Raw genomic sequence first — 21,177 nt, forward strand, 5'->3', positions numbered from 1 at the left:
TTCATAAGGAAAAAAGACCAATCAACAGTACCACTAACAGGACGAATCATTCTCCATTGAATAGCCTCAACTAAAACAGGCTTAATTCCTAAATATCTCTTCATTTCCTAAAGAAATTATTACTGGAGTATCACGATTCCTAATTGACCGAAAAGTAGATTAATATCCTGAAGAATAGGAATTTATTCCTGAAAGAAGTCCCAATGCAGTAAGTTTTTCTACTTTAAGAATTTGCCTATAGAAGTGTAGAAAGATTGAAACGGGACGGGAAGAGTCAGTAGCTCCTACATAAATAACCTTGACTTGCAGTGTACGGAGATGGCAAAGCGGACTGAGAAGATCATCAGGATGCAGAAGTTCCAGCATGGAGACTCACTTAAAACTGCGACACCAAAATATCTCAAGTTATGGATGGGGCGATCGCCAAAAACATTCCGCTTTCATTCCGCTTCTAATCCAAATCCTTTCCACCAACCAACCTGACACCCGATACCCCCCTCTTGTATCAACATTTCACAACAAAGTTTAAGACATGAATCAGGCAGTAAACCCGACAATAGAAGTAGATGATTCAATCGGCTAATGGTGCAAGTTGCGTAACCGAGTAATTGCGCTGAAATGGAAATGAGAGCTTGATGCACCGTTGGCTGAGCAAAAGTTACTTTTAGGGATTTATTAACTGTGGTTCTACAAGTATCTGAGAGTACCTACGAAATTAAAACTCAGGCGATCGCCCGCAAACTACTCTCTGCAACGCGGGAAAATCGGTCTTTCCTGGCTCAGATGCGCGACCAGATGCGCTGGGATGACAAGATGCTGTCCTGGACGATGAATAATCCGGGCTTACGGGTGCAGCTCTTTCGTTTCATCGACTGTTTGCCTGCGCTCCGCAGCAAGCCTGAGATCGCCCGCCACATGCAGGAATACCTGAGCGACCCGACGGTCGAACTGCCAGGGGCACTCAAGGGAATGCTCAACTTTGCCAACCCCGACTCAATGCCAGGACAGGTCGCCGCTTCGACCGTTTCAACAGCAGTAGAAACCCTGGCACACAAATACATTGCCGGGGAAAATATCAGGCAGGTGATCAAAACAATCGAGCAGCTTCGCAAAGACAAGATGGCGTTTACGGTCGATCTGTTGGGCGAGGCGGTGATTACCGAGGCTGAAGCACAGTCCTACCTCGATCGCTATTTGGAATTGATGGAACAGCTTACCGATGCAGCCAAACGCTGGTCAACGGTAGACGCGATCGATCAGGCAGATGGGGAAGCGCTGCCCAAAGTGCAGGTATCGGTGAAGCTGACTGCATTCTATTCCCAGTTTGATCCGCTGGATGCGGAAGGCAGTGAAGAACGGGTGAGCGATCGCATTCGTCTCCTACTTCGCCGCGCCAGGGAACTCGGTGCTGCCGTTCACTTTGACATGGAGCAGTACGCTTACAAAGATTTGACACTGGACATTCTGAAGAAGATCTTATTAGAAGACGAATTCCGTAGCCGCACCGATGTTGGCGTAACGCTTCAGGCTTACCTGCGCGACAGCTATGAGGATTTGCAGGGTGTAATTGATTGGGCAAAACAGCGTGGCACTCCACTCACTGTGCGTCTTGTGAAAGGAGCCTATTGGGATCAGGAAACAATCAAAGCCGCACAAAAAGATTGGCCGCAGCCTGTTTATGCCGATAAAACCTCAACGGATGCTAACTTCGAGCGCATGACGATTCGCCTGCTCGAAAACCACGAATATCTCTTCGCTGCGATCGGTAGCCACAACGTCCGATCGCAAGCACTCGCGATCGCCATCGCTGAAACGCTGAACATTCCCCGTCGCCGCTTTGAATTGCAGGTGCTATATGGAATGGGGGATAAGTTGGCAAAAGCGATCGCAGATATGGGTTACCGTGTCCGGGTTTACTGCCCCTACGGTGAGCTGATTCCTGGCATGGCTTACCTGATCCGCCGACTGCTAGAAAACACCGCCAACAGTTCCTTCCTCAAACAAAATCTGGAAGAGCGTCCCGTTGAGGAATTGCTATCTCCTCCTCAATTTGAAGAGGATAATCGGGAATTGGCAAACGGCAACGGACACTCCACTCAATTCCTAGTCCCCAACTCCCACCTAGCCCCTAACCCCCTCTTCCCCAACGCCTCCGACACTGACTACGCCATTCTCTCGGAACGCGATCGCGCCCAAAAAGCCCTGCAAACCGTGCGTCAGCAGTTAGGCAAAACTTACCTGCCGCTGGTCAATGGCGAATATCAATCGACCCAGGAAACGGTGAATTCGGTGAATCCCTCCAACCCGTCGGAGGTAATTGGTCAGGTCGGGTTGTTGAGCGTGGAGCAGGCAGATCAAGCGATCGCCGCCGCTAAAGCAGCCTTTCCTGCCTGGAGAAAAACACCCGCAATAGAACGAGCAAATATATTACGAAAAGCTGCCGATCTAATGGAGCAGCGACGGGCAGAACTATCGGCGTGGATGGTGCTGGAAACGGGCAAAGCGCTGAAGGAAGCAGACGGTGAAGTATCAGAGGCGATCGACTTCTGCCGCTACTACGCCGACGAAATAGAGCGGTTGAGTCAAGGGTATAGCTACGACCTGCCCGGGGAAACAAACCGCTATCGCTATGAGCCGAGAGGGATCTCGCTGATCATTTCTCCCTGGAATTTCCCACTAGCAATTCCCACGGGCATGACCGTTGCGTCACTGGTGGCAGGAAACTGTACATTGCTGAAGCCCGCAGAAACCTCTTCTGTAATTGCTGCAAAGATGGCAGAAATTCTGGTAGAAGCGGGAATTCCCAAAGGTGTTGTCCAATTTGTGCCAGGAAAAGGCTCTAGCGTGGGCGCTCACATGGTGAAGCATCCTGACGTTCACATGATCACGTTTACAGGTTCTCAAGAAGTGGGCTGCCGAATTTATGCAGAAGCAGCGATCGTACAGCCTGGACAAAAGCACCTGAAGCGAGTTGTGGCAGAGATGGGCGGCAAAAACGCCATCATCGTGGATGAAAGCGCCGATTTAGATCAGGCAGTTCAAGGGGTGGTGCAATCTGCCTTTGGCTATAGCGGTCAAAAGTGTTCTGCCTGCTCACGGGTGATTGTACTGGAGCCGATTTATGAGACGTTCGTAAATCGGGTCGTGGAAGCGGCGCGATCGCTCAACGTAGGAGCCGCAGAACTGCCCAGCACTCAGGTGGGACCCGTAATCGACGCAGCCGCCCAAAACCGGATCAAAGCCTACATTGAAAAAGGTAAAACCGAAGCAACAGTAGCGCTAGAAGTGCCCGCCCCCGAAAATGGCTACTTCGTTGGGCCGGTTATCTTCACCGACGTTTCACCCGATGCCAAAATCGCCCAGGAGGAAATTTTTGGTCCAGTGTTGGCAATCTTGAAGGCGAAGAATTTTGATCAGGCAATAGCGATCGCCAACGGCACCCTCTATGCCCTAACAGGCGGACTCTACTCTCGCACCCCCTCTCACATTGAGCGGGCCCAAGATGAGTTTGAAGTTGGCAATCTGTATATCAACCGGGGAATTACCGGGGCGATCGTGGCTCGTCAACCATTTGGCGGTTTCAAACTCTCCGGCGTTGGCTCCAAGGCAGGCGGGCCAGACTACCTGCTGCAATTCCTCGAACCCCGTGCCGTCACCGAAAATATCCAGCGTCAAGGCTTTGCTCCGATTGAAGGAGTAGAGTAAATTGCCAAATGGAGAAATGTTTTTGAATGCAAAACCTTTGATTTCACATTCAAAAACATCCCCATAAAGTAGGTTGGGTAGAGCATCGCGCAACCCAACACCGCAGTATCAGACCTAACATTAAGCGTAGGATGGATAAAGTTCATCCTACGCTTAATGCTTCTGTTGGGTTCCGCTTTGCTTCACCCAACCTACGTGTGGTAACGGTTCTGGGAGTTGTGTCAGGTAACCAGGTAGAGTAGTGAGGGTAAATGAATGAGGTAAGCACGGTGGGCATTGGAGAAATACTGGTTTTGATTCTGCTGCTGGTTGTCGCCTTTGCCGTCTTCGGCTTGTTTCTGCGCATTACAAAAGCAGTGATTAGCATTGGAATTACTCTCTTTTTGCTACTCCTAGCGCTCTACTTTATCTTCGGCATCACCCCTTTAGACTTATTGCGACAGATCGTGCAACTCTTTCAGGGATAACCAGTAATTAATCACTAATGACACTCCCTAATCGCTCAGCAAGGTCATCTAGTGCTTTCGAATTTGTCACTGGCGTTTTGTAATTCACCATACTGCGCGATAAGACTCGTAGCACTTCCTCAACGGTTGTTACACCCGTCGTTCCTTTTCAAGGGTGGCAATGGGCAACCACAACCCTTTATTTTCCAAACTTCGTTTCTGATACGGAATCCATTTCATAAAGAAGCCCTATTTGGTGTACGGGCGAAGCATTCGGCAAAAGAATTGTGTCTCAGTGACAGGGATTGAGACCGAATGCTTCGCCCCTGCCGATACCGCTACTCCACAGACGGATTGGGTATGAGAAGTTGCCTTACCCCTCAGGTGGCATGAGCCTTGCCAGCGCATCCTTCACTGCTGGAGGTAGTTGGCCCATAATTTTGCCTTTTTCTCGATCGACTGCAACCAGGGCGACCTGCGCCGTTACGTAAAGCTCCTGGCGATCGGGAGAATGGATTTGGTAATCCCAGTTGATTCGCACACCTTCCATCTGGGTCATTCTGGCTTTGACAATCGCCGCCATTCCCATGCGAAGCGGTCGATGATAGCGGATGGACAAATCAACAACGGGCAGATCGCAGCCCAGCGCGACCAGGTCGGCAAATTCGATGCCAAGCGATCGCAAACATTCCACTCGCGCTTCTTCTAACCAGACGATATAGGAACCGTGCCAGACCGTTCCGGCATAGTCCGTATGGTGGGGCTGTGCCCGGACTGGATATTCAAACCAGCTTTCCGTCACTGCCTGCAACGAGTTTAGATGAATTGCACTAGTTGGCTCTAGCTGTGGCTGCATAAAGGATCACTCCCACTCAACGCAGGGCTTCTCTGAGAAGCCATATTTCCACACTAATTCTTACATTACTTAGACCTTTCGACCTCTACACAAAAGTACCTACTGCGTAGTTAAGGTGTGTGGCCAAGCGGTTAAATTCTTTGTCTTCCCAGGTTAGCAATAGCCATAGCCCAAAGTCCCTGTCCTATAGACGTTAGGAGAGCTAGACGATCGGTCTAATCATGCTAACTATTCAGATTACTCTCAAGTTACTTTAAAGATTCAGTGAAATTGCGTAGATAGATCTATTGATAGAAGAGGTTGCCCAACTATACTCTTGGGAAGTTGCGTAAGAGTGACACCTTCAAGTCTTTGGAGGCAATGGAGCCGCGCTGGCGCATCGTTGGTCGTGAAGGATGGAATGATTAGAGTGAAATCGATGCTGTCATATCCGTGCGACGTTTCATACCACTCAAAACCCTTCGTGTCAAACCTGCATTGAAGCTATGTAATGCTTGACATGCAGGAGTTCCAGCCATTCTCGGAAAAGAGCCAGCATTTCAAGCAGAACGCAAACGAGATCTGGATTACCTCGAAGTTAACTCACTGGATGAACTGTTAAACAGCTTGCAAGCCCTGTGCGACGATGTAGAACTGCGGCAGGCGATGATTGCTAATGGGCGGCTTCGAGCTAAGGAGACTTCTAGTGTGAACTTAACGAGGCTCTGGCGACGGTTTTTGACCGATACTGCCACAACTACATACGAGCGCTGGTTTAACGGTTCAATCTGGGATCGCCGAGTATTTCTTCAGCGGCGCTACATGGTGGTTAAACAAGAGCGCGTTCAGAGGCGGCTACAGAATACTTTGAATTCTGTGCAGTCATTTAGGCGGAAGTTTGTTAGCAATCCCGTAAAAGATTTGCTTGGAATCACCCAAGACTAAAGCCAGTTTCCAACAGGATCAGGGGATAGGGGTTTAGCTCCTACCCCCTCACAGACGGAATGCAGAAAGAAAACTGCGCTTGCTTACAGCCATTTTTCGATGGGTAAGCCATAGCGTAGGGGTCGTTCGCGAACGACCCCTACAGGGATTTGTGGTCTATCCAAGTGGAAACGGCTGTAAGAAATTCAGCGAGAGTGAAAAATCGTGTCCTATGCAACGTGCAGGACACGATTTTTACTATTTCAGTGGCGCAACACGCACCTGAAACAGCGTTGTCGAAGTCACATCAAGTTGGACAAGTAAAGTCATGCAGACCACAGCTATACACCACTTTCTTGCCCAACTTCTGGGTGCAGCTATATCGGTCAAAATTCGCCTTAACCCTTTGTTATCAATCTTCAAAAAACGAATTGAAGCGCTGCAGCAAGGGTTATGATGACTGAGCAAAGGCGAATTGAGAGCGATCGCCCAGCGATTTGTTGTTTGACATTATTTGTATCAAACTATTGCAGATCGTTGGATTTTTTGTCGAGCAATTTTTACTGTTTTAGCGGTAGCAGCAGCTTGTTATTCAGTTCAAAACGCTTTAAGTGAGAGGCAACGATGATAGAAAAAATTTTGCTGGCAGACTCAGGCATAGGACAATCTGAAGAAATGCTCAAAGCTCTGATGGAGATTCCATCTATTCAAGGAGCATCTGTGACGATCTTGCATGTCGTGCCGCCTCAAGCCAGTGCTGATGCAATGACCCAAAGTTGGGAAAGTGGCGGAAAAACCTTAGCAAAAGCGGTTCAAACGCTTCAGCTTGACCCAAACCGCACAACTGCTATGTTGCGAGAAGGTGACCCGAAAGATGTGGTTTGCCGAGTTGCCGAAGAAATAGATGCCGACCTGATCATCATGGGATCACGGGGACTAAAGCGGTTGCAGTCAATTTTAGAGAATTCCGTAAGCCAGTACGTGTTTCAACTGGCTTCCCGTCCCATGCTGCTGGTCAGAGATGACATTTACGTTAGAAAAATTAACCGCGTCATGGTGGCGATGGACAACTCTGCTTCGGCTCAAGCGTCCTTAAAACTGGCGTTGTCGTTCCTGCGAGATATTAAGGGAGGGCAGCTGATTCTGGCTCACACAAATCCTGATCTGAAGGTCAAGCGGGATGAAGTGGAGATTGATCCAAATCAAGATCCAGTGTTGATTCCAGCGATCGCTGAAGCCAAAAAGCTGGGAATCAACTACCGCTGTGTGGCTCCAGTCGGCAAACCGGGAGCGCGGATTTGTGAAACCGCCGATGAGCTCAACGTTGATTTATTAGTATTGGGTTCGCCTGAGCGACGTCCCTCGGTTGCAAAAGCGTTACCTGATTTGGATCGTCTTTTGGGACAATCCCTTTCAGACTATGTACGGGTTTATGCAAACTGTCCCGTCCTGCTAGTTCGAACCGTTTCCTAAACAAAGTAGCCCGAACAGTGTAGATTGATGGGCGTTGCTGCAAGGCGTGAATTTTGTCAGGGCGTTTCGCGGAACGCCCTGACGAGTTTGGATAAACGTCTGGGTAGTGTTCTTCCAGCAACGCCTGTTGTCCTAAACCCTTGCCCTAGATGAAAGCGCCTGCTCCCCGCAACCGCACCCTTCAATTAAGTGAGACAGAGCGATCGCACTACTGCCAAAAGTTAATTCATCTAAGTGAACCCGTTGAACCAGCCGCTCTCCTGGATCGAACCGTTTGCCAGGATCTATTTGAAGTGCTGGATTATTTGCCAACAAAATTTGTCGATTTGTTATTTGTCGATCCGCCCTACAACCTGAGCAAGCGCTTCAATCAACAAATTGTCAGGCGGCGATCGCTAGCTGATTATGAGGTTTGGGTTGATAGCTGGCTTTCACGCTTGGTTCGCACGCTTAAACCGACTGCCTCTGTTTATCTTTGCGGCGACTGGCAATCTTCTCCCGCCCTCTATGCCGTTGCTTCCCAATACTTTATCATCCGCAACCGTATCACCTGGGAACGTGAGAAAGGACGTGGCGCAAAGGCAAATTGGAAAAACTGTGCCGAAGACATCTGGTTCTGCACCGTTTCTGAAAACTATTACTTTAATGCTGCTGCCGTCCAACTAAAGCGACAGGTACGCGCTCCCTATACAGACACTCAGGGTCGTCCCAAGGACTGGGAACGCAGCCCCAATGGTAACTTTCGCTTGACCGCAGCATCTAACTTGTGGACAGATATCACAATACCATTCTGGTCAATGCCCGAAAACACGAACCACCCTACCCAAAAGCCGGAAAAGCTGCTGGCAAAAATCATTCTGGCAAGCTCGCCTCCCGAAGCAGTTGTGCTTGATCCATTTCTTGGCTCTGGCACGACTTCAGTGGTGTCTAAAAAACTCGATCGCCGCTTTGTTGGGATTGAACTTGACCAATATTATGCTTGCCTAGCCGAGAAGCGATTAGAACTAGCAGAGAGCGATCGCCAAATTCAAGGATATGGCGATCGCGTCTTCTGGGAGCGCAACAGCTTCCCTTTACAAAAACACATAGAATCGTAATGCTTCTTAATCAAAGAAGCGCCAAGTGTAAAAACTCGACGCTCCTTTATTCAAAAGTAAATCCTAATAAATTGTCAGTCAATCGATAAATCGATTAAGAACCTTTTCCTTCACGGCTAGCCGTTTGAATGTAAAGGATCAACAGAAAAACTGTTGGAACCAACACAAACAGAATAACGGCAACAAATCCTAAATCATTAACTTGCATTGAATCCAGCCCCTAAGCTCATTCAAAAAAGACAGACCTGACACAAGAATACCACCCAGTGAGTTTTGCATTTCGTCTATTCACTAAGCAGTGTTACAAAAACTAGGGGAGCAACCTCGTAGTCTACTCCCCTAGTTTTTGTCTATTTACTTACGGCTTTGTCTTCACACTCACTGGTCCGTTGACCACTACCTGACAGGCAAGCCGATAGGTTTCTGGCTTTTTTTTGAGCTTGCGATTTTCCACTTCGGTTCTAGGCGATAGGTTTTCCATCCCTTCTACAATTTCAACAACGCAGGTACCGCACTGCCCGTACCCACCACAATTCATCATCTTGCCCATGAAGGTGTAGAGGTCAATGCCATTTTCAAGGGCTTTGAACCTCAGGTTTGCACCGTCGGCAGCAATAACTTCCCGTTCTTCTTCAACAAACTTAATATTAGCCATACCGCTTCTCTTCCTTGCGCTTCGTATTCATAGCGCTTGCATTAGCTCCCCACACTGGTTACACTTCTACATACACTTTCATTTTTACAAGCTTATTGTCAAACTGTCGAAATTGTTCTGCCTTGGGTCTGAAAGGGCAGACAGCAGTAAGTCTTGGTTGGTTGGCTAGTATCTAATTTCTGATAGTCTTATCTCTGATAGGCTCATCAGTATTATTAGATGCCTTAATAAAATGCTGAAGGAAGCGTTGAAACATATAGGAGGAGCGTAGTCAATGGGACTACCCTGGTACCGAGTACATACAGTCGTCCTGAACGATCCAGGCCGATTGATCGCTGTGCATCTGATGCATACTGCCCTGGTAGCGGGCTGGGCTGGCTCGATGGCTTTATATGAGCTAGCTGTTTTTGATCCCAGTGATCCCGTCTTGAATCCCATGTGGAGACAGGGCATGTTCGTTTTGCCATTTATGGCACGTCTAGGGGTTACCGAATCCTGGGGTGGCTGGAGCATCACTGGTGGTCCAGCAGTTGACACGGGTTTCTGGTCATTTGAAGGAGTTGCCGCAGCACATATCGTGCTTTCTGGTCTGTTGTTCCTAGCTGCCTGCTGGCACTGGGTCTACTGGGATCTGGAGCTGTTCAGAGACCCACGCACGGGTGAACCTGCACTTGACTTGCCCAAGATGTTTGGTATTCACCTATTTTTGTCTGGACTACTTTGCTTCGGGTTTGGTGCATTCCACCTGACTGGTCTATTTGGACCAGGTATGTGGGTGTCTGATCCCTACGGTTTAACGGGCAGTGTGCAACCTGTCGCTCCATCTTGGGGACCAGAGGGCTTCGATCCGTTTAATCCAGGTGGCATTGTAGCTCACCATATTGCGGCTGGTGTAGTCGGCATTATTGCAGGCTTATTCCACTTGACGGTGCGTCCACCTGAGCGACTTTACAGAGCATTGCGCATGGGGAACATTGAAACCGTTCTCTCTAGCAGTATTGCTGCTGTTTTCTTTGCTGCGTTTGTGGTCGCTGGTACCATGTGGTACGGCAGCGCTGCAACCCCAGTTGAGCTGTTTGGTCCAACCCGCTATCAGTGGGACAGCGGTTACTATCAGCAAGAAATTGATCGCCGTGTACAAGCCAGTGTGGCAAATGGTGAAAGTGTCTCAGAAGCCTGGGAAGGAATTCCTGAGAAGCTGGCGTTTTATGACTACGTCGGAAACAACCCTGCTAAGGGTGGTTTGTTCCGTACTGGACCCATGGACAAAGGCGACGGAATTGCTCAAGGTTGGTTAGGACATCCCGAATTCCGGGATGGAGAGGGCCGTCTGTTGACGGTGCGTCGTCTTCCTAACTTCTTTGAAACATTCCCGGTTATCTTGACTGACAAAGATGGTGTTGTTCGGGCGGATATTCCGTTCCGTCGGGCTGAATCCAAGTACAGTTTTGAGCAAACCGGCGTTACGGTTAGCTTCTATGGTGGTGAATTGGATGGTCAAACCTTCAAAGATCCGGCAACTGTGAAGCGCTATGCCCGTAAAGCTCAGCTCGGTGAGCCGTTTGAGTTTGACCGTGAAACGCTGAACTCTGACGGTGTATTCCGTACTAGCCCTCGTGGTTGGTTTACCTACGGTCACGCGGTCTTTGCACTGCTCTTCTTCTTTGGACATATCTGGCACGGTTCTCGGACACTGTTCCGCGACGTGTTTGCTGGGGTTGATCCTGATCTGTCTGAGGAGCAAGTCGAGTGGGGCTTCTTCCAGAAAGTGGGTGACAAGTCAACCCGTCGAAAAGAGCCTGTCTAAAATCCAAATCTTTTCTAGAATGGCGGGCCAGCAGCAAAGCTAATGTCTCGCCATTCTAAAGATTCAAGAGAATGATTTGGGATGAGAGAGAATAGTTTTGTGTCGTTTGGGCTACAGCTTTTAACTTATTCTCTCTTTTGTCTGTAAACTATTAGGTGCTGGGCGAATAGGAACGCGAAAATTATGGAAAGTGTTGCTTACATCCTGGTTTTGGCTGGTGCGATTGGTGTTTTGTTTTTTGCGATCGCTTTCCGTGAGCCACCCCGGATTAACAAGGATTAGAGCATAGCGTGATAAATGTTCACATTCCAAGATCACAACTTAATTTAGCTTGGAAAGTGTATTCTCAAGTTGTGTTAGTAACCTGAGCCATCCTATAAAGGTTTGGCTCAGGTTTTGTTCTTAAATAGACGTATCCCTTTTGGGTTTTTCCATGCGGTGTCCATTCTGTCAATTTACAGATAATCGAGTTTTGGAATCTCGCTCCGCCGAGTCGGGGCAAAGCGTTCGACGACGGCGAGAGTGCTTGCAGTGCAACCGCCGATTTACGACCTACGAACGCATTGAATATGTTCCCATTACCGTGATTAAGCGAGGGGGCGATCGCGAATCTTTTGATCGTTCTAAGTTATTACGAGGGATCGTTCGCGCCTGCGAAAAAACTGGAATTGAGCAGGTTGCACTCGACAATATTGTGGATGAAATTGAGGCAGAGCTTCAGCAGCGGGCCTTGCGCGAAGTGCCTAGCAATGAAATTGGTGAACTCGTACTGCACCACCTACAAAGCTTAAATGAAGTTGCCTATGTGCGCTTTGCATCGGTGTACCGTCAGTTTCGCGGTATCCGAGATTTTGCAGACACGCTAACTCACCTGCAAGCATCTAGCGATACCAGCACAGACAATCATCAAAGCTCAAAAATAGACTCCAACTTAAATCTTGAAGAAAGAGTAGAACCTCAGTCTTTTGTAACTCATTCATAGGTTCTAGCAGTGTACGTACAAATTCTCCTAGATTTTCCAAACGCTCTATTCTGGAAGATTTGAGAACTTTGAAAGTTCTTGCAATCGTGAGCTTAGAGTTGGAAATCCCCCATCCTTGAGGCGTAGGGGTCGAAGCGCAGCGTTTTGATGCAGGTGAAACTTGTATTTACCAGCACTTATATATTTGTTGAGAATCGTTCTTCTAGTCGTTTGAGCACCTAAAGCAGACGAGTTAGAATCACCCTTCCCTATTTCATCCGTAGGATTGCTCGTTCAGAAAAGCGAATTTTTTATCTCCGATTGATTGCTGGTTACTGAATCTCTCTAAATCCATTCAAAAGAGTATATCGAAGGGATTTAATTGGGTTATGATAGTTCGTCTAGGGTCAAATGCTGCTGAGATGCAAATCTCATACAATAAGAGCTATTAGGATGCTTGCTACAGATGCACATTTAGAGCAGTGCGTATGCATCAATAAGAGACCACTACCATTACGGAGAAACCACTAGGAAACAATTAGCATGGTCAATCAGGAAAAAATAGATATTGGCTTTACTCACGAAGACTTTGCCGCCCTTCTCGACAAATATGACTACCATTTCAGCCCTGGAGACATCGTCGCCGGGACAGTTTTTAGTCTTGAGCCGAGAGGCGCTCTGATTGACATTGGTGCTAAGACCGCTGCTTACATTCCAATCCAAGAGATGTCAATCAACCGGATTGATAGCCCCGATGAGGTGCTACAATCCAACGAAACTCGCGAGTTTTTCATCCTGACCGATGAAAATGAAGATGGACAGCTTACCCTCTCTATTCGTCGCATTGAGTACATGCGAGCTTGGGAAAGGGTTCGTCAACTTCAGACAGAAGATGCGACCGTTCGTTCTAACGTGTTTGCAACGAACCGGGGCGGTGCGCTCGTGCGAATTGAAGGACTGAGAGGATTTATCCCCGGTTCTCACATCAGCACTCGCAAACCCAAAGAAGATTTGGTGGGCGAAGAGCTTCCGCTGAAGTTTTTGGAAGTTGATGAAGATCGCAACCGTCTGGTGCTGAGCCATCGCCGTGCTTTGGTTGAGCGCAAGATGAACCGCTTGGAAGTGGGCGAAGTGGTTATTGGTACCGTGCGTGGACTCAAGCCTTACGGTGCATTCATCGATATTGGCGGTGTAAGTGGTCTACTCCACATTTCCGAGATTTCTCACGATCACATTGATACGCCTCACAGCGTCTTCAACGTTAACGACGAAGTCAAGGTGATGATTATTGACCTGGACGCAGAGCGAGGTCGGATTTCGCTCTCAACCAAGCAATTGGAGCCAGAACCCGGTGATATGGTGAAAAACCCTGACCTGGTCTACGACAAAGCTGAGGAAATGGCTGCCAAGTATCGTGAGCGCATGATGCAGCTCTCTCAACCGCAGTCAGAAGAGCCAGAAGAAGAGCCAGAAGAGGAAGAAATCGTCTTAGATGAAGACGTGTCAGCTGAGGAAGAACCAATTTTAGTGACTGAGTAGCTGCTAAAGCTGCCAAACTAGTGGGCTTCAAGGCATAATTTGGGGTGGTGCAGAGAATCTGTGCTGCCCCAAATTTTTTGTCGGAGGTTGCTTGGTCACGATTCGCTGTAAAGACGCTACGTTCACTAATATTCAGGCGGTCATCTTTGACAAAGATGGAACGCTGGCTAACTCCGAGCTTTTCTTGCGGAACTTGGCACATCGGCGATCGCGTCTCATTGACGCTCAGATTCCCGGTGTGCAAGAGCCATTGCTGATGGCCTTTGGGGTGGAAGGCGATCGCATCAATCCTGCTGGAATGATGGCTGTTGGCAGTCGCCGAGACAGTGAAATTGCCGCTGCTGCCTACATTGCTGAAACTGGACGCGATTGGATTGAAGCACTGAACATGGCTCACTCAGCCTTTATTGAAGCCGATCGCTCAATGCCACGAAAAGCTGATCACACGCCATTTTTTGAAGCTGGACGGGAGCTACTTCAAACGTTGACGGCAGCAGGGCTAAAGTTAGGCATTCTCTCGGCAGATACCACCCCTGGGGTTAAAGATTTTAGCGATCGCTATCAGCTAGAGCCCTACTTTCAGCTTCAAATGGGGTCAGACGAAGGATATAGCAAACCAGATCCCGCCCTCTTGCAGGAAGCCTGCCGTCGTTTAGCGGTTAAGCCGGAGGCAACGCTAGTGGTCGGAGATTCCCAGGCTGATATTCAGATGGCTCGTGCAGCAAATGTTGCGGGCTGCATTGGAGTTACCTGGGGTTGGACAAGCCCTTTTGCCTTAGAGGCTGATGTCTTAGCTGGACTGTTTAGTGACATCCAGATCGCGATCGCCCAAACTCCGGTTCGGTGATCACCGAACAAGAAAACGCGCTATGCTATTTGTTCCGAATCCTAAGTATGGTAATCTCCATTCTTATCCCTATCTTTTTGTCCATCTAGCCTAAGAGAGGTCATTGCCCTTGTCTCGTCGCTACCTCTTTACTTCTGAATCGGTTACTGAAGGTCATCCCGACAAGATCTGCGATCAAATTTCGGATACCATCCTGGATGCTCTTCTGTCACAGGATGCTGCTAGCCGGGTTGCCGCTGAAGTTGTCGTCAACACAGGTCTGGTGCTGGTCACGGGTGAGATTTCATCCAAAGCTCAGGTTAATTATGTTGACCTGGTACGGCAGAAAATTGCCGAAATTGGTTACACTGACGCGATTAATGGCTTCTCTGCCCATAGTTGCGCGGTCATGGTTGCCCTGGATGCCCAGTCTCCTGATATTGCCCAAGGTGTTGACCAGGCTCAGGAAACCCGAGAGCAGAAGAGCGAAGAAGAGCTAGATGCAGTAGGCGCAGGCGATCAGGGCTTGATGTTTGGCTTTGCCTGCAATGAGACTCCAGAGTTAATGCCTTTGCCAATCAGTTTGGCACACCGCATTTCGCGCAAACTGGCAGCAGTTCGCAAAACAGGACAACTAACTTACTTGCGCCCCGATGGCAAAACTCAAGTGACAGTTGCCTATGAAGGGGGACGGCCTGTTGGAATCGATACAATTCTGGTTTCAACCCAGCACACTGCAACTATCGACGACATCACAGATGAGGCAGCAGTACAGGCTCGGATTAGAAAAGATCTTTGGGCACTAGTTGTACAGCCTGTTTTTGCAGATATCGATATCAAGCCAGACGAAAGTACTCGCTTCTTGGTTAACCCAACAGGCAAGTTTGTAATCGGTGGTCCTCAGGGCGATTCTGGATTAACCGGGCGCAAAATTATTGTTGATACTTATGGCGGCTATTCTCGTCATGGCGGTGGCGCTTTCTCTGGAAAAGATCCCACAAAGGTCGATCGCAGCGCAGCGTATGCAGCTCGATATGCAGCAAAAAATATCGTGGCAGCAGGGCTAGCGGAAAAATGCGAAGTTCAGCTCAGCTATGCAATTGGTGTGGCTCGTCCGGTCAGCATCATGGTAGAAACCTTTGGTACTGGCACAATCGATGATGAACGCCTGCTTGAGCTAGTCAAAGAACATTTTGAGCTACGCCCTGCGGGAATCATTCAGGAATTTAACCTGAACCGGCTACCGGGCGATCGCGACGGACGCTTCTATCAAGACGTTGCAGCCTATGGTCACTTTGGACGCACCGATCTAGACCTTCCTTGGGAGCAAACCGACAAAGCTGTTCTGCTCAAAGAAGCAGCATCTCACTTACTGTCAGGCGCAGCGGTGTAAAGGCTGAAGCCGATATTAAGCAATAAGCTTCTATTGTGCGAGTAAACCGCACAATAGAAGCTTATTGCTTTTAGGACTACTGCCTCTCCATATCTTTTTTCACGGATTGGGTTTGCTCAGCAATCCAGTTTAGATAAGGCTGTGAACCTGCCAAAATTGGAAGAGCAATAATTTCGGGAACCTCGTAGGAGTGAATTTCGCGAATTTTAGCTTCCAGGTCAGCAAATTGGTTCAGGTCAGTTTTAATCATCAGTTGCCATTCTTCTTCCAGGTGAACCTTGCCTTGCCAGGTGTAAACAGACTGAATCGGCATGAGACTCACACAAGCTGCAAGACGAGCTTGAATCAGGGTTTGGGCAATCGCCTCTGCCTCTGCCCTTGAAGCTGCCGTAACTAGCACCACCCCATATTGATTAAGATTCTGAGTCATCCTAAATTTTCAACAATTAAACAGCAAACATTGCGTATTTCCATCCTATGCTCAGCAGAAATGGGGTGAGGTTGATAATCTAGAACTTATCTGGATTTTCTGCCCAAAGGTCATTTCCCCTTATGACGACAAATTCTTTTCTTTCCCGCCTACACAGCCCCGATCGCCCCGTAATCGTGTTTGATGGGGCAATGGGTACGTCACTTCAGACACAAAACCTGACGGCTGAGGACTTTGGCGGCGCAGAATATGAGGGCTGCAATGAGTATTTGGTAGAAACCAAGCCCGGAGCGGTGGAACAGGTACACCGAGAATTTTTAGAAGCCGGGGCAGACGTGATCGAAACCGATACGTTCGGCGCTGCCTCTATCGTGCTAGCAGAGTATGACCTGGCAGATCAGGCTTACTCGCTCAACAAAAGAGCGGCTGAATTAGCAAAACGGGTCGCAGCGGAGTACTCTACGCCTGAAAAGCCGCGATTTGTCGCAGGATCAATGGGCCCAACCACGAAGCTGCCGACATTGGGACACATCGACTACGACACGATAAAGGCATCCTTTGCAGAGCAGGCAGAAGGGCTATTTGACGGCGGCGTAGATCTATTCATTGTGGAAACTTGCCAGGACGTACTGCAAATTAAGGCAGCGCTGAATGCGATCGAGGAGGTCTTCCAGAAGAAAGGAGAGCGGCGATCGCTGATGGTTTCCGTGACGATGGAACTTCAGGGTACGATGCTGGTTGGTTCTGATGTCAGCGCCATGTTGTCTATTCTGGAACCTTACCCAATTGACATCCTGGGGCTAAACTGCGCTACTGGTCCCGATCGCATGGCAGAACACATTCGCTATTTGTCTGCCAATTCGCCCTTCGTCATTTCTTGCATTCCCAACGCTGGAATCCCCGAAAACGTCGGTGGACACGCTCACTACAAACTCACCCCTCTGGAACTGCGAATGGCTCTCATGCACTTCGTTGAAGACCTGGGTGTGCAAGTGGTTGGTGGCTGCTGTGGCACCCGACCCGATCACATTCGTCAGTTAGCAGAAGTTGCGCCAACGCTGACTCCGAAGCAACGGGAGGTTAGGGAGGCACAGGTTAGGGAACAAGCTGCCATACCCCACACCCTACACCCCACACCCCATTCCCCGAACTACACCCCTGCTGCGGCCTCGATCTATACTGCTCAGCCTTACGACCAGGACAATTCCTTTTTGATCATTGGAGAGCGGCTGAATGCAAGTGGCTCGAAGAAGTGTCGGGATTTGCTGAATGCGGAAGACTGGGATGGGTTAGTGTCTTTGGCAAAGGCGCAGGTGCGAGAAGGGGCGCACGTTTTAGATGTCAACGTTGATTACGTTGGACGGGACGGGGTGCGCGATATGCGAGAACTGGTGTCGCGCCTGGTGACGAATGTGACGCTGCCGCTGATGCTGGACTCGACTGAGTGGCAAAAGATGGAAGCGGGGCTGAAGGTGGCAGGCGGCAAGTGCTTGCTCAACTCGACTAACTACGAGGACGGCGACGAGCGCTTCTTTAAGGTGCTGGAACTAGCGAAACAGTATGGCGCGGGAGTCGTCGTCGGCACAATTGATGAGGAGGGGATGGCGCGAACAGCGGAGAGGAAATTTGCGATCGCCCAACGCGCCTACCGAGATGCTTTAGAGTTTGGCATTCCAGCTTACGAAATCTTCTACGACCCCTTAGCGTTACCCATTTCTACCGGAATCGAAGAGGATCGGGCGAATGGCAAAGCGACAATCGATGCAATCCAGCGAATTCGGGCAGAGTTGCCGGGATGTCATATTGTTTTGGGCATTTCCAATGTCTCCTTTGGCTTGAATCCAGCGGCACGGATGGCGTTGAACTCGATGTTCTTGCATCTGTCGATGGAGGTGGGGCTAGATGCGGCAATCGTCAGCCCTAACAAGATCTTGCCGCTCGCTAAGATTGACCCCAAACATCAGGAAGTGTGCCGTCAACTGATCTTTGACGAGCGTAAATTTGAAGGGGATATTTGCGTTTACGACCCGCTAGCAGAGTTGACGACGCTGTTTGAAGGGGCGACAACGAAGCGCGATCGCAGCCAGGACGAAAACCTGCCTGTGGAAGAGCGGCTCACCCGCCACATCATTGACGGCGAACGAATTGGGCTAGAAGAACAGCTCACCAAAGCGCTAGAAAAATACCCGCCCCTAGAAATCATTAACACCTTTTTGCTTGATGGCATGAAAGTCGTTGGTGAACTGTTTGGTTCCGGGCAGATGCAGCTTCCTTTCGTGCTGCAATCCGCAGAAACGATGAAAGCCGCCGTTGCTTACCTGGAACCCTTCATGGAAAAGGAAGATTCCAGCCAGGCAAAGGGCACCTTCATCATTGCCACCGTTAAAGGCGACGTTCACGACATCGGCAAGAATCTAGTCGATATTATCCTGTCGAACAACGGCTACAAAGTAATCAACCTGGGCATCAAGCAGCCCGTTGACAACATCATTGATGCCTACGAAACCCACAAAGCCGATTGCATCGCCATGAGTGGCTTGCTGGTCAAATCAACCGCCTTCATGAAAGAAAACCTGGAGGTGTTCAACGAACGCGGCATCACCGTTCCTGTGATTCTGGGTGGCGCAGCCCTCACCCCCAAATTTGTCTACGAAGATTGCCAAAACACCTACAAAGGCAAAGTGATCTATGGCAAAGATGCCTTCTCAGATCTGCACTTCATGGACAAACTGATGCCCGCCAAAGCCCAGGCAAACTGGGACGATCTCCAGGGCTTCCTCAACGAAGTCAGTACGGCAGAAACCAGCGCACAACCCCAGTCCTCTCCAACCCCCAGCCCCCAGTCCCTAGCCTCTAGCCCCCAAACTCCTGAAGACACCCGACGCTCCGAAGCCGTTCCCCTGCTCACTCCCCCTGCTCCTCCCTTCTGGGGTACCAAAATCTTGCAGCCCACAGACATTCCCTTTAAGGAACTGTTTGCCTATCTAGATTTGCAGGCATTGATCGCAGGACAGTGGCAATTCCGCAAACCCAAAGAGCAGTCTCGTGAGGACTATGACCAGTTCTTAGCAGACAAGGTTTACCCGATTCTGGAAACCTGGAAACAGCAGGTTGTAGAGCAGAATTTGCTGCATCCTCAGGTGGTTTATGGCTATTTCCCTTGTCAGTCTGAAGGAAATTCGCTTCACCTGTACGACCCGGCAATTCCTGTAGACGTATTGCAAAAAGGGGAATCGGAAGCAATTGCTACCTTCAACTTCCCGCGTCAGCGATCGCTCCGTCGTCTTTGCATTGCTGACTTCTATTCATCCAAAGAAACGGGTCTGATTGACGTATTCCCCATGCAGGCTGTGACGGTGGGTGAAGTTGCCACGGAATACGCTCGAAAGCTGTTTGGCTCCAACCAGTACACCGACTACCTCTATTTCCACGGGCTAGCGGTGCAGGTGGCGGAAGCAGTGGCAGAGTGGACTCACGCTCGAATTCGTCAGGAGTTAGGCTTTGCTGCTGAGGAGCCAGATAATCTGCGAGACATTCTGGCGCAACGCTATCGTGGCTCACGCTATAGCTTTGGCTATCCGGCTTGCCCCAACATTCAAGACCAGTACAAGCTACTGGAATTGCTGGGGGGCGATCGCATTCACCTGCATATGGACGAAAGCGAACAGCTTTACCCAGAGCAATCGACAACGGCGATCGTGGCTCATCATCCGGTGGCGAAGTATTTTAGCGCTTAGGTATTGGGGATTAGGGATTGGCAATCCGTTTGTAGAGTAGTGGCAGCGGTAGATACTGTGGATATGGGTTGAAGTCAAGCAGGTTGAACGGGGAATGCAAGGTTGGGGTCAAACAGCTTGTGAGAATGCAAGACAGCAAAGATCCAACGAGTAACCTTGTGCATGACTGCGCCGACGACCTGCTTTTTGGTTTTGCCGCGTTTGAGTAAGGAGTCCCGCCAATGTTGAATCGAATCATTCCAGCGCAATAGGGTGAGTGCTGGGAAGAACAGCAGCTTTCGCAACCGTGTATTGCCTAACTTGGATAATCGAGGCTTGCCATGAACCGAAGTTCCCGAGGTTTTCTCTTGCGGGGTGACGCCTGCATGAGCAGCCAGTTGCCGAGCTGAAGCAAAGGTTGGCCAATTGCCCAATTCCCCTAACAGGCGAGCGGCGGTATCTTTGCCAATGCCTGGAATCGAATCGAGCAACTGTTGTTGCCCCTTGAGGTGAGGATGCTGGTCAATGTGCTGTTGCATCTGTTGGCGCAGCTTGTCCTGTTGCTGTGCCATGAAAGCAATATGACACTCGATGTCCGCTCTCAAGTCTTGAGAGACGGTTTCCAAACGGTTCTTCTCTTGAGCGATCATCCCGTCGAGGGCTTGTAAACGCCGTGCCATCTGTTGCAACTGTTCCACCTCTGGTGCGGGGGGTGTCCAAGCATGGGGCTTGAGGTCACGACAGTACTGAGCAATCAGAACGGCATCAACCGCATCGGTTTTCGTGCGACTCATGCGGCTTTGACCATACGCTTGCACCGCTTTGGGATTGGCAATACTCACCCGATAGCCACAGGCGTGCAAGCAGTGGGCAATCGCATGACCATAAGTACTGGTTGCTTCCAGACAAGCGTGCAACTGCTCCACCCTTTGCCGTTTGAGCCACTCGACCAGTTCTTAATGTCCACGCTCATCATTGGCAACTACTTTGCGTTTGGCAGATCGCACTCCCACTAGTAAAGCGGCATGAATTTTGGTTTTACCAATATCGAGACCGAGATAGCTGCACTCCATTTGACCTACTCCTTTGACGTAGAAAAGCCCACTCCAATGGCGGTTCTGTCCTTGTCATGCAGGGTAGTGGTCGAGTTGATACCACTCTGTGATACTCGTTCAGACTCCGCTGGAAAAGAAACAAAGCGCACCGTCAGGCTGAGGTCTAATCTACCAACGGGCTTGGTTATCCTTAGGGGCGAATCAGAGTACTTCACTCCTGACCGGGTCTATCAGCAGTCTCACTGATACTTGCGCTTACATACAAGGGGCGAAGCATTCGGTCACAATTCCTGCCACTGAAGCACAATTCTTTTG

General features: G+C 49.5%; 17 protein-coding genes. 12 read left to right on the forward strand and 5 right to left on the reverse strand.

Features of this window, described 5'->3' with window-relative positions:
- Window positions 1–681: 681 nt before the first annotated feature.
- Together pruA and H6F88_RS19700 are read left to right on the forward strand one after the other, a co-directional pair.
- Window positions 682–3,705, forward strand: coding sequence for an L-glutamate gamma-semialdehyde dehydrogenase (gene pruA, locus H6F88_RS19695; protein WP_190644437.1), 3,024 nt, complete (start codon window positions 682–684; stop codon window positions 3,703–3,705).
- Window positions 3,706–3,956: 251 nt separating this feature from the next.
- Window positions 3,957–4,172 carry a hypothetical protein gene (locus H6F88_RS19700; RefSeq protein ID WP_190644438.1) on the forward strand — a complete coding sequence of 72 codons (216 nt, stop codon included), beginning with the start codon at window positions 3,957–3,959 and terminating at the stop codon, window positions 4,170–4,172.
- 352 nt (window positions 4,173–4,524) lie between these two features.
- Here H6F88_RS19700 and H6F88_RS19705 read toward each other — a convergent pair whose 3' ends face one another.
- Entirely contained in the window at window positions 4,525–5,007 is a 483-nt protein-coding gene (locus tag H6F88_RS19705) for a thioesterase family protein (protein ID WP_190644439.1), read from the reverse strand.
- Between the two features lie 606 nt (window positions 5,008–5,613).
- Between H6F88_RS19705 and H6F88_RS19710 the strand changes: the two genes are divergently transcribed.
- From H6F88_RS19710 to H6F88_RS19720, 3 genes are all read left to right on the forward strand, one after another.
- A complete protein-coding gene (locus tag H6F88_RS19710) occupies window positions 5,614–5,931 on the forward strand; it encodes a hypothetical protein (protein WP_190644440.1) in 318 nt (105 codons plus the stop codon).
- 603 nt (window positions 5,932–6,534) lie between these two features.
- Window positions 6,535–7,383, forward strand: coding sequence for a universal stress protein (locus tag H6F88_RS19715; protein ID WP_190644441.1), 849 nt, complete (start codon window positions 6,535–6,537; stop codon window positions 7,381–7,383).
- Between the two features lie 149 nt (window positions 7,384–7,532).
- Window positions 7,533–8,480 carry a site-specific DNA-methyltransferase gene (locus H6F88_RS19720; protein ID WP_190644442.1) on the forward strand — a complete coding sequence of 316 codons (948 nt, stop codon included), beginning with the start codon at window positions 7,533–7,535 and terminating at the stop codon, window positions 8,478–8,480.
- Between the two features lie 94 nt (window positions 8,481–8,574).
- Here H6F88_RS19720 and psbM read toward each other — a convergent pair whose 3' ends face one another.
- Window positions 8,575–8,688: a photosystem II reaction center protein PsbM gene (gene psbM / locus H6F88_RS19725; RefSeq protein WP_190644443.1), complete on the reverse strand. Its 114-nt coding sequence runs from the start codon at window positions 8,686–8,688 to the stop codon at window positions 8,575–8,577.
- A 150-nt stretch (window positions 8,689–8,838) separates the two neighbouring features.
- The gene (locus H6F88_RS19730; RefSeq protein ID WP_190644444.1) at window positions 8,839–9,135 is read right to left on the reverse strand and encodes a 2Fe-2S iron-sulfur cluster-binding protein; all 297 of its coding nucleotides are present in this window, start codon (window positions 9,133–9,135) and stop codon (window positions 8,839–8,841) included.
- Between the two features lie 274 nt (window positions 9,136–9,409).
- On the opposite strand from H6F88_RS19730, the gene psbB reads away from it, so the two are divergent.
- The 6 genes from psbB to metK all read left to right on the forward strand — a co-directional run bounded on the left by psbB (window position 9,410) and on the right by metK (window position 15,661).
- A complete protein-coding gene (gene psbB / locus H6F88_RS19735; RefSeq protein ID WP_190644445.1) occupies window positions 9,410–10,942 on the forward strand; it encodes a photosystem II chlorophyll-binding protein CP47 in 1,533 nt (510 codons plus the stop codon).
- Between the two features lie 183 nt (window positions 10,943–11,125).
- Window positions 11,126–11,224 (forward strand): photosystem II reaction center protein T, encoded by a 99-nt coding sequence (locus H6F88_RS19740; protein WP_190644446.1) that lies wholly within the window; start codon window positions 11,126–11,128, stop codon window positions 11,222–11,224.
- Between the two features lie 151 nt (window positions 11,225–11,375).
- Window positions 11,376–11,924 (forward strand): transcriptional regulator NrdR, encoded by a 549-nt coding sequence (gene nrdR, locus H6F88_RS19745; protein ID WP_190644447.1) that lies wholly within the window; start codon window positions 11,376–11,378, stop codon window positions 11,922–11,924.
- 522 nt (window positions 11,925–12,446) lie between these two features.
- Window positions 12,447–13,442: a 30S ribosomal protein S1 gene (locus H6F88_RS19750; protein WP_190644448.1), complete on the forward strand. Its 996-nt coding sequence runs from the start codon at window positions 12,447–12,449 to the stop codon at window positions 13,440–13,442.
- A 91-nt stretch (window positions 13,443–13,533) separates the two neighbouring features.
- Entirely contained in the window at window positions 13,534–14,289 is a 756-nt protein-coding gene (locus tag H6F88_RS19755; RefSeq protein WP_190644449.1) for an HAD family hydrolase, read from the forward strand.
- Window positions 14,290–14,398: 109 nt separating this feature from the next.
- The gene (metK, locus tag H6F88_RS19760) at window positions 14,399–15,661 is read left to right on the forward strand and encodes a methionine adenosyltransferase (protein WP_190644450.1); all 1,263 of its coding nucleotides are present in this window, start codon (window positions 14,399–14,401) and stop codon (window positions 15,659–15,661) included.
- 76 nt (window positions 15,662–15,737) lie between these two features.
- On the opposite strand, the gene cutA is transcribed toward metK, so the two are convergent.
- The gene (gene cutA, locus H6F88_RS19765) at window positions 15,738–16,091 is read right to left on the reverse strand and encodes a divalent-cation tolerance protein CutA (RefSeq protein ID WP_190644451.1); all 354 of its coding nucleotides are present in this window, start codon (window positions 16,089–16,091) and stop codon (window positions 15,738–15,740) included.
- Window positions 16,092–16,213: 122 nt separating this feature from the next.
- On the opposite strand from cutA, the gene metH reads away from it, so the two are divergent.
- Window positions 16,214–19,828 (forward strand): methionine synthase, encoded by a 3,615-nt coding sequence (gene metH / locus H6F88_RS19770; protein WP_190644452.1) that lies wholly within the window; start codon window positions 16,214–16,216, stop codon window positions 19,826–19,828.
- Between the two features lie 74 nt (window positions 19,829–19,902).
- Here the strand turns inward: metH and H6F88_RS19775 are convergent, their stop codons facing one another.
- Window positions 19,903–20,760, reverse strand: a complete 858-nt coding sequence (locus tag H6F88_RS19775) for an IS110 family transposase (RefSeq protein WP_277882209.1) — start codon at window positions 20,758–20,760, stop codon at window positions 19,903–19,905.
- Between the last annotated feature and the right edge of the window lie 417 nt (window positions 20,761–21,177).

The sequence above is a fragment of the Oculatella sp. FACHB-28 genome, assembly GCF_014696015.1.
Lineage (GTDB): Bacteria > Cyanobacteriota > Cyanobacteriia > Elainellales > Elainellaceae > JAAUTN01.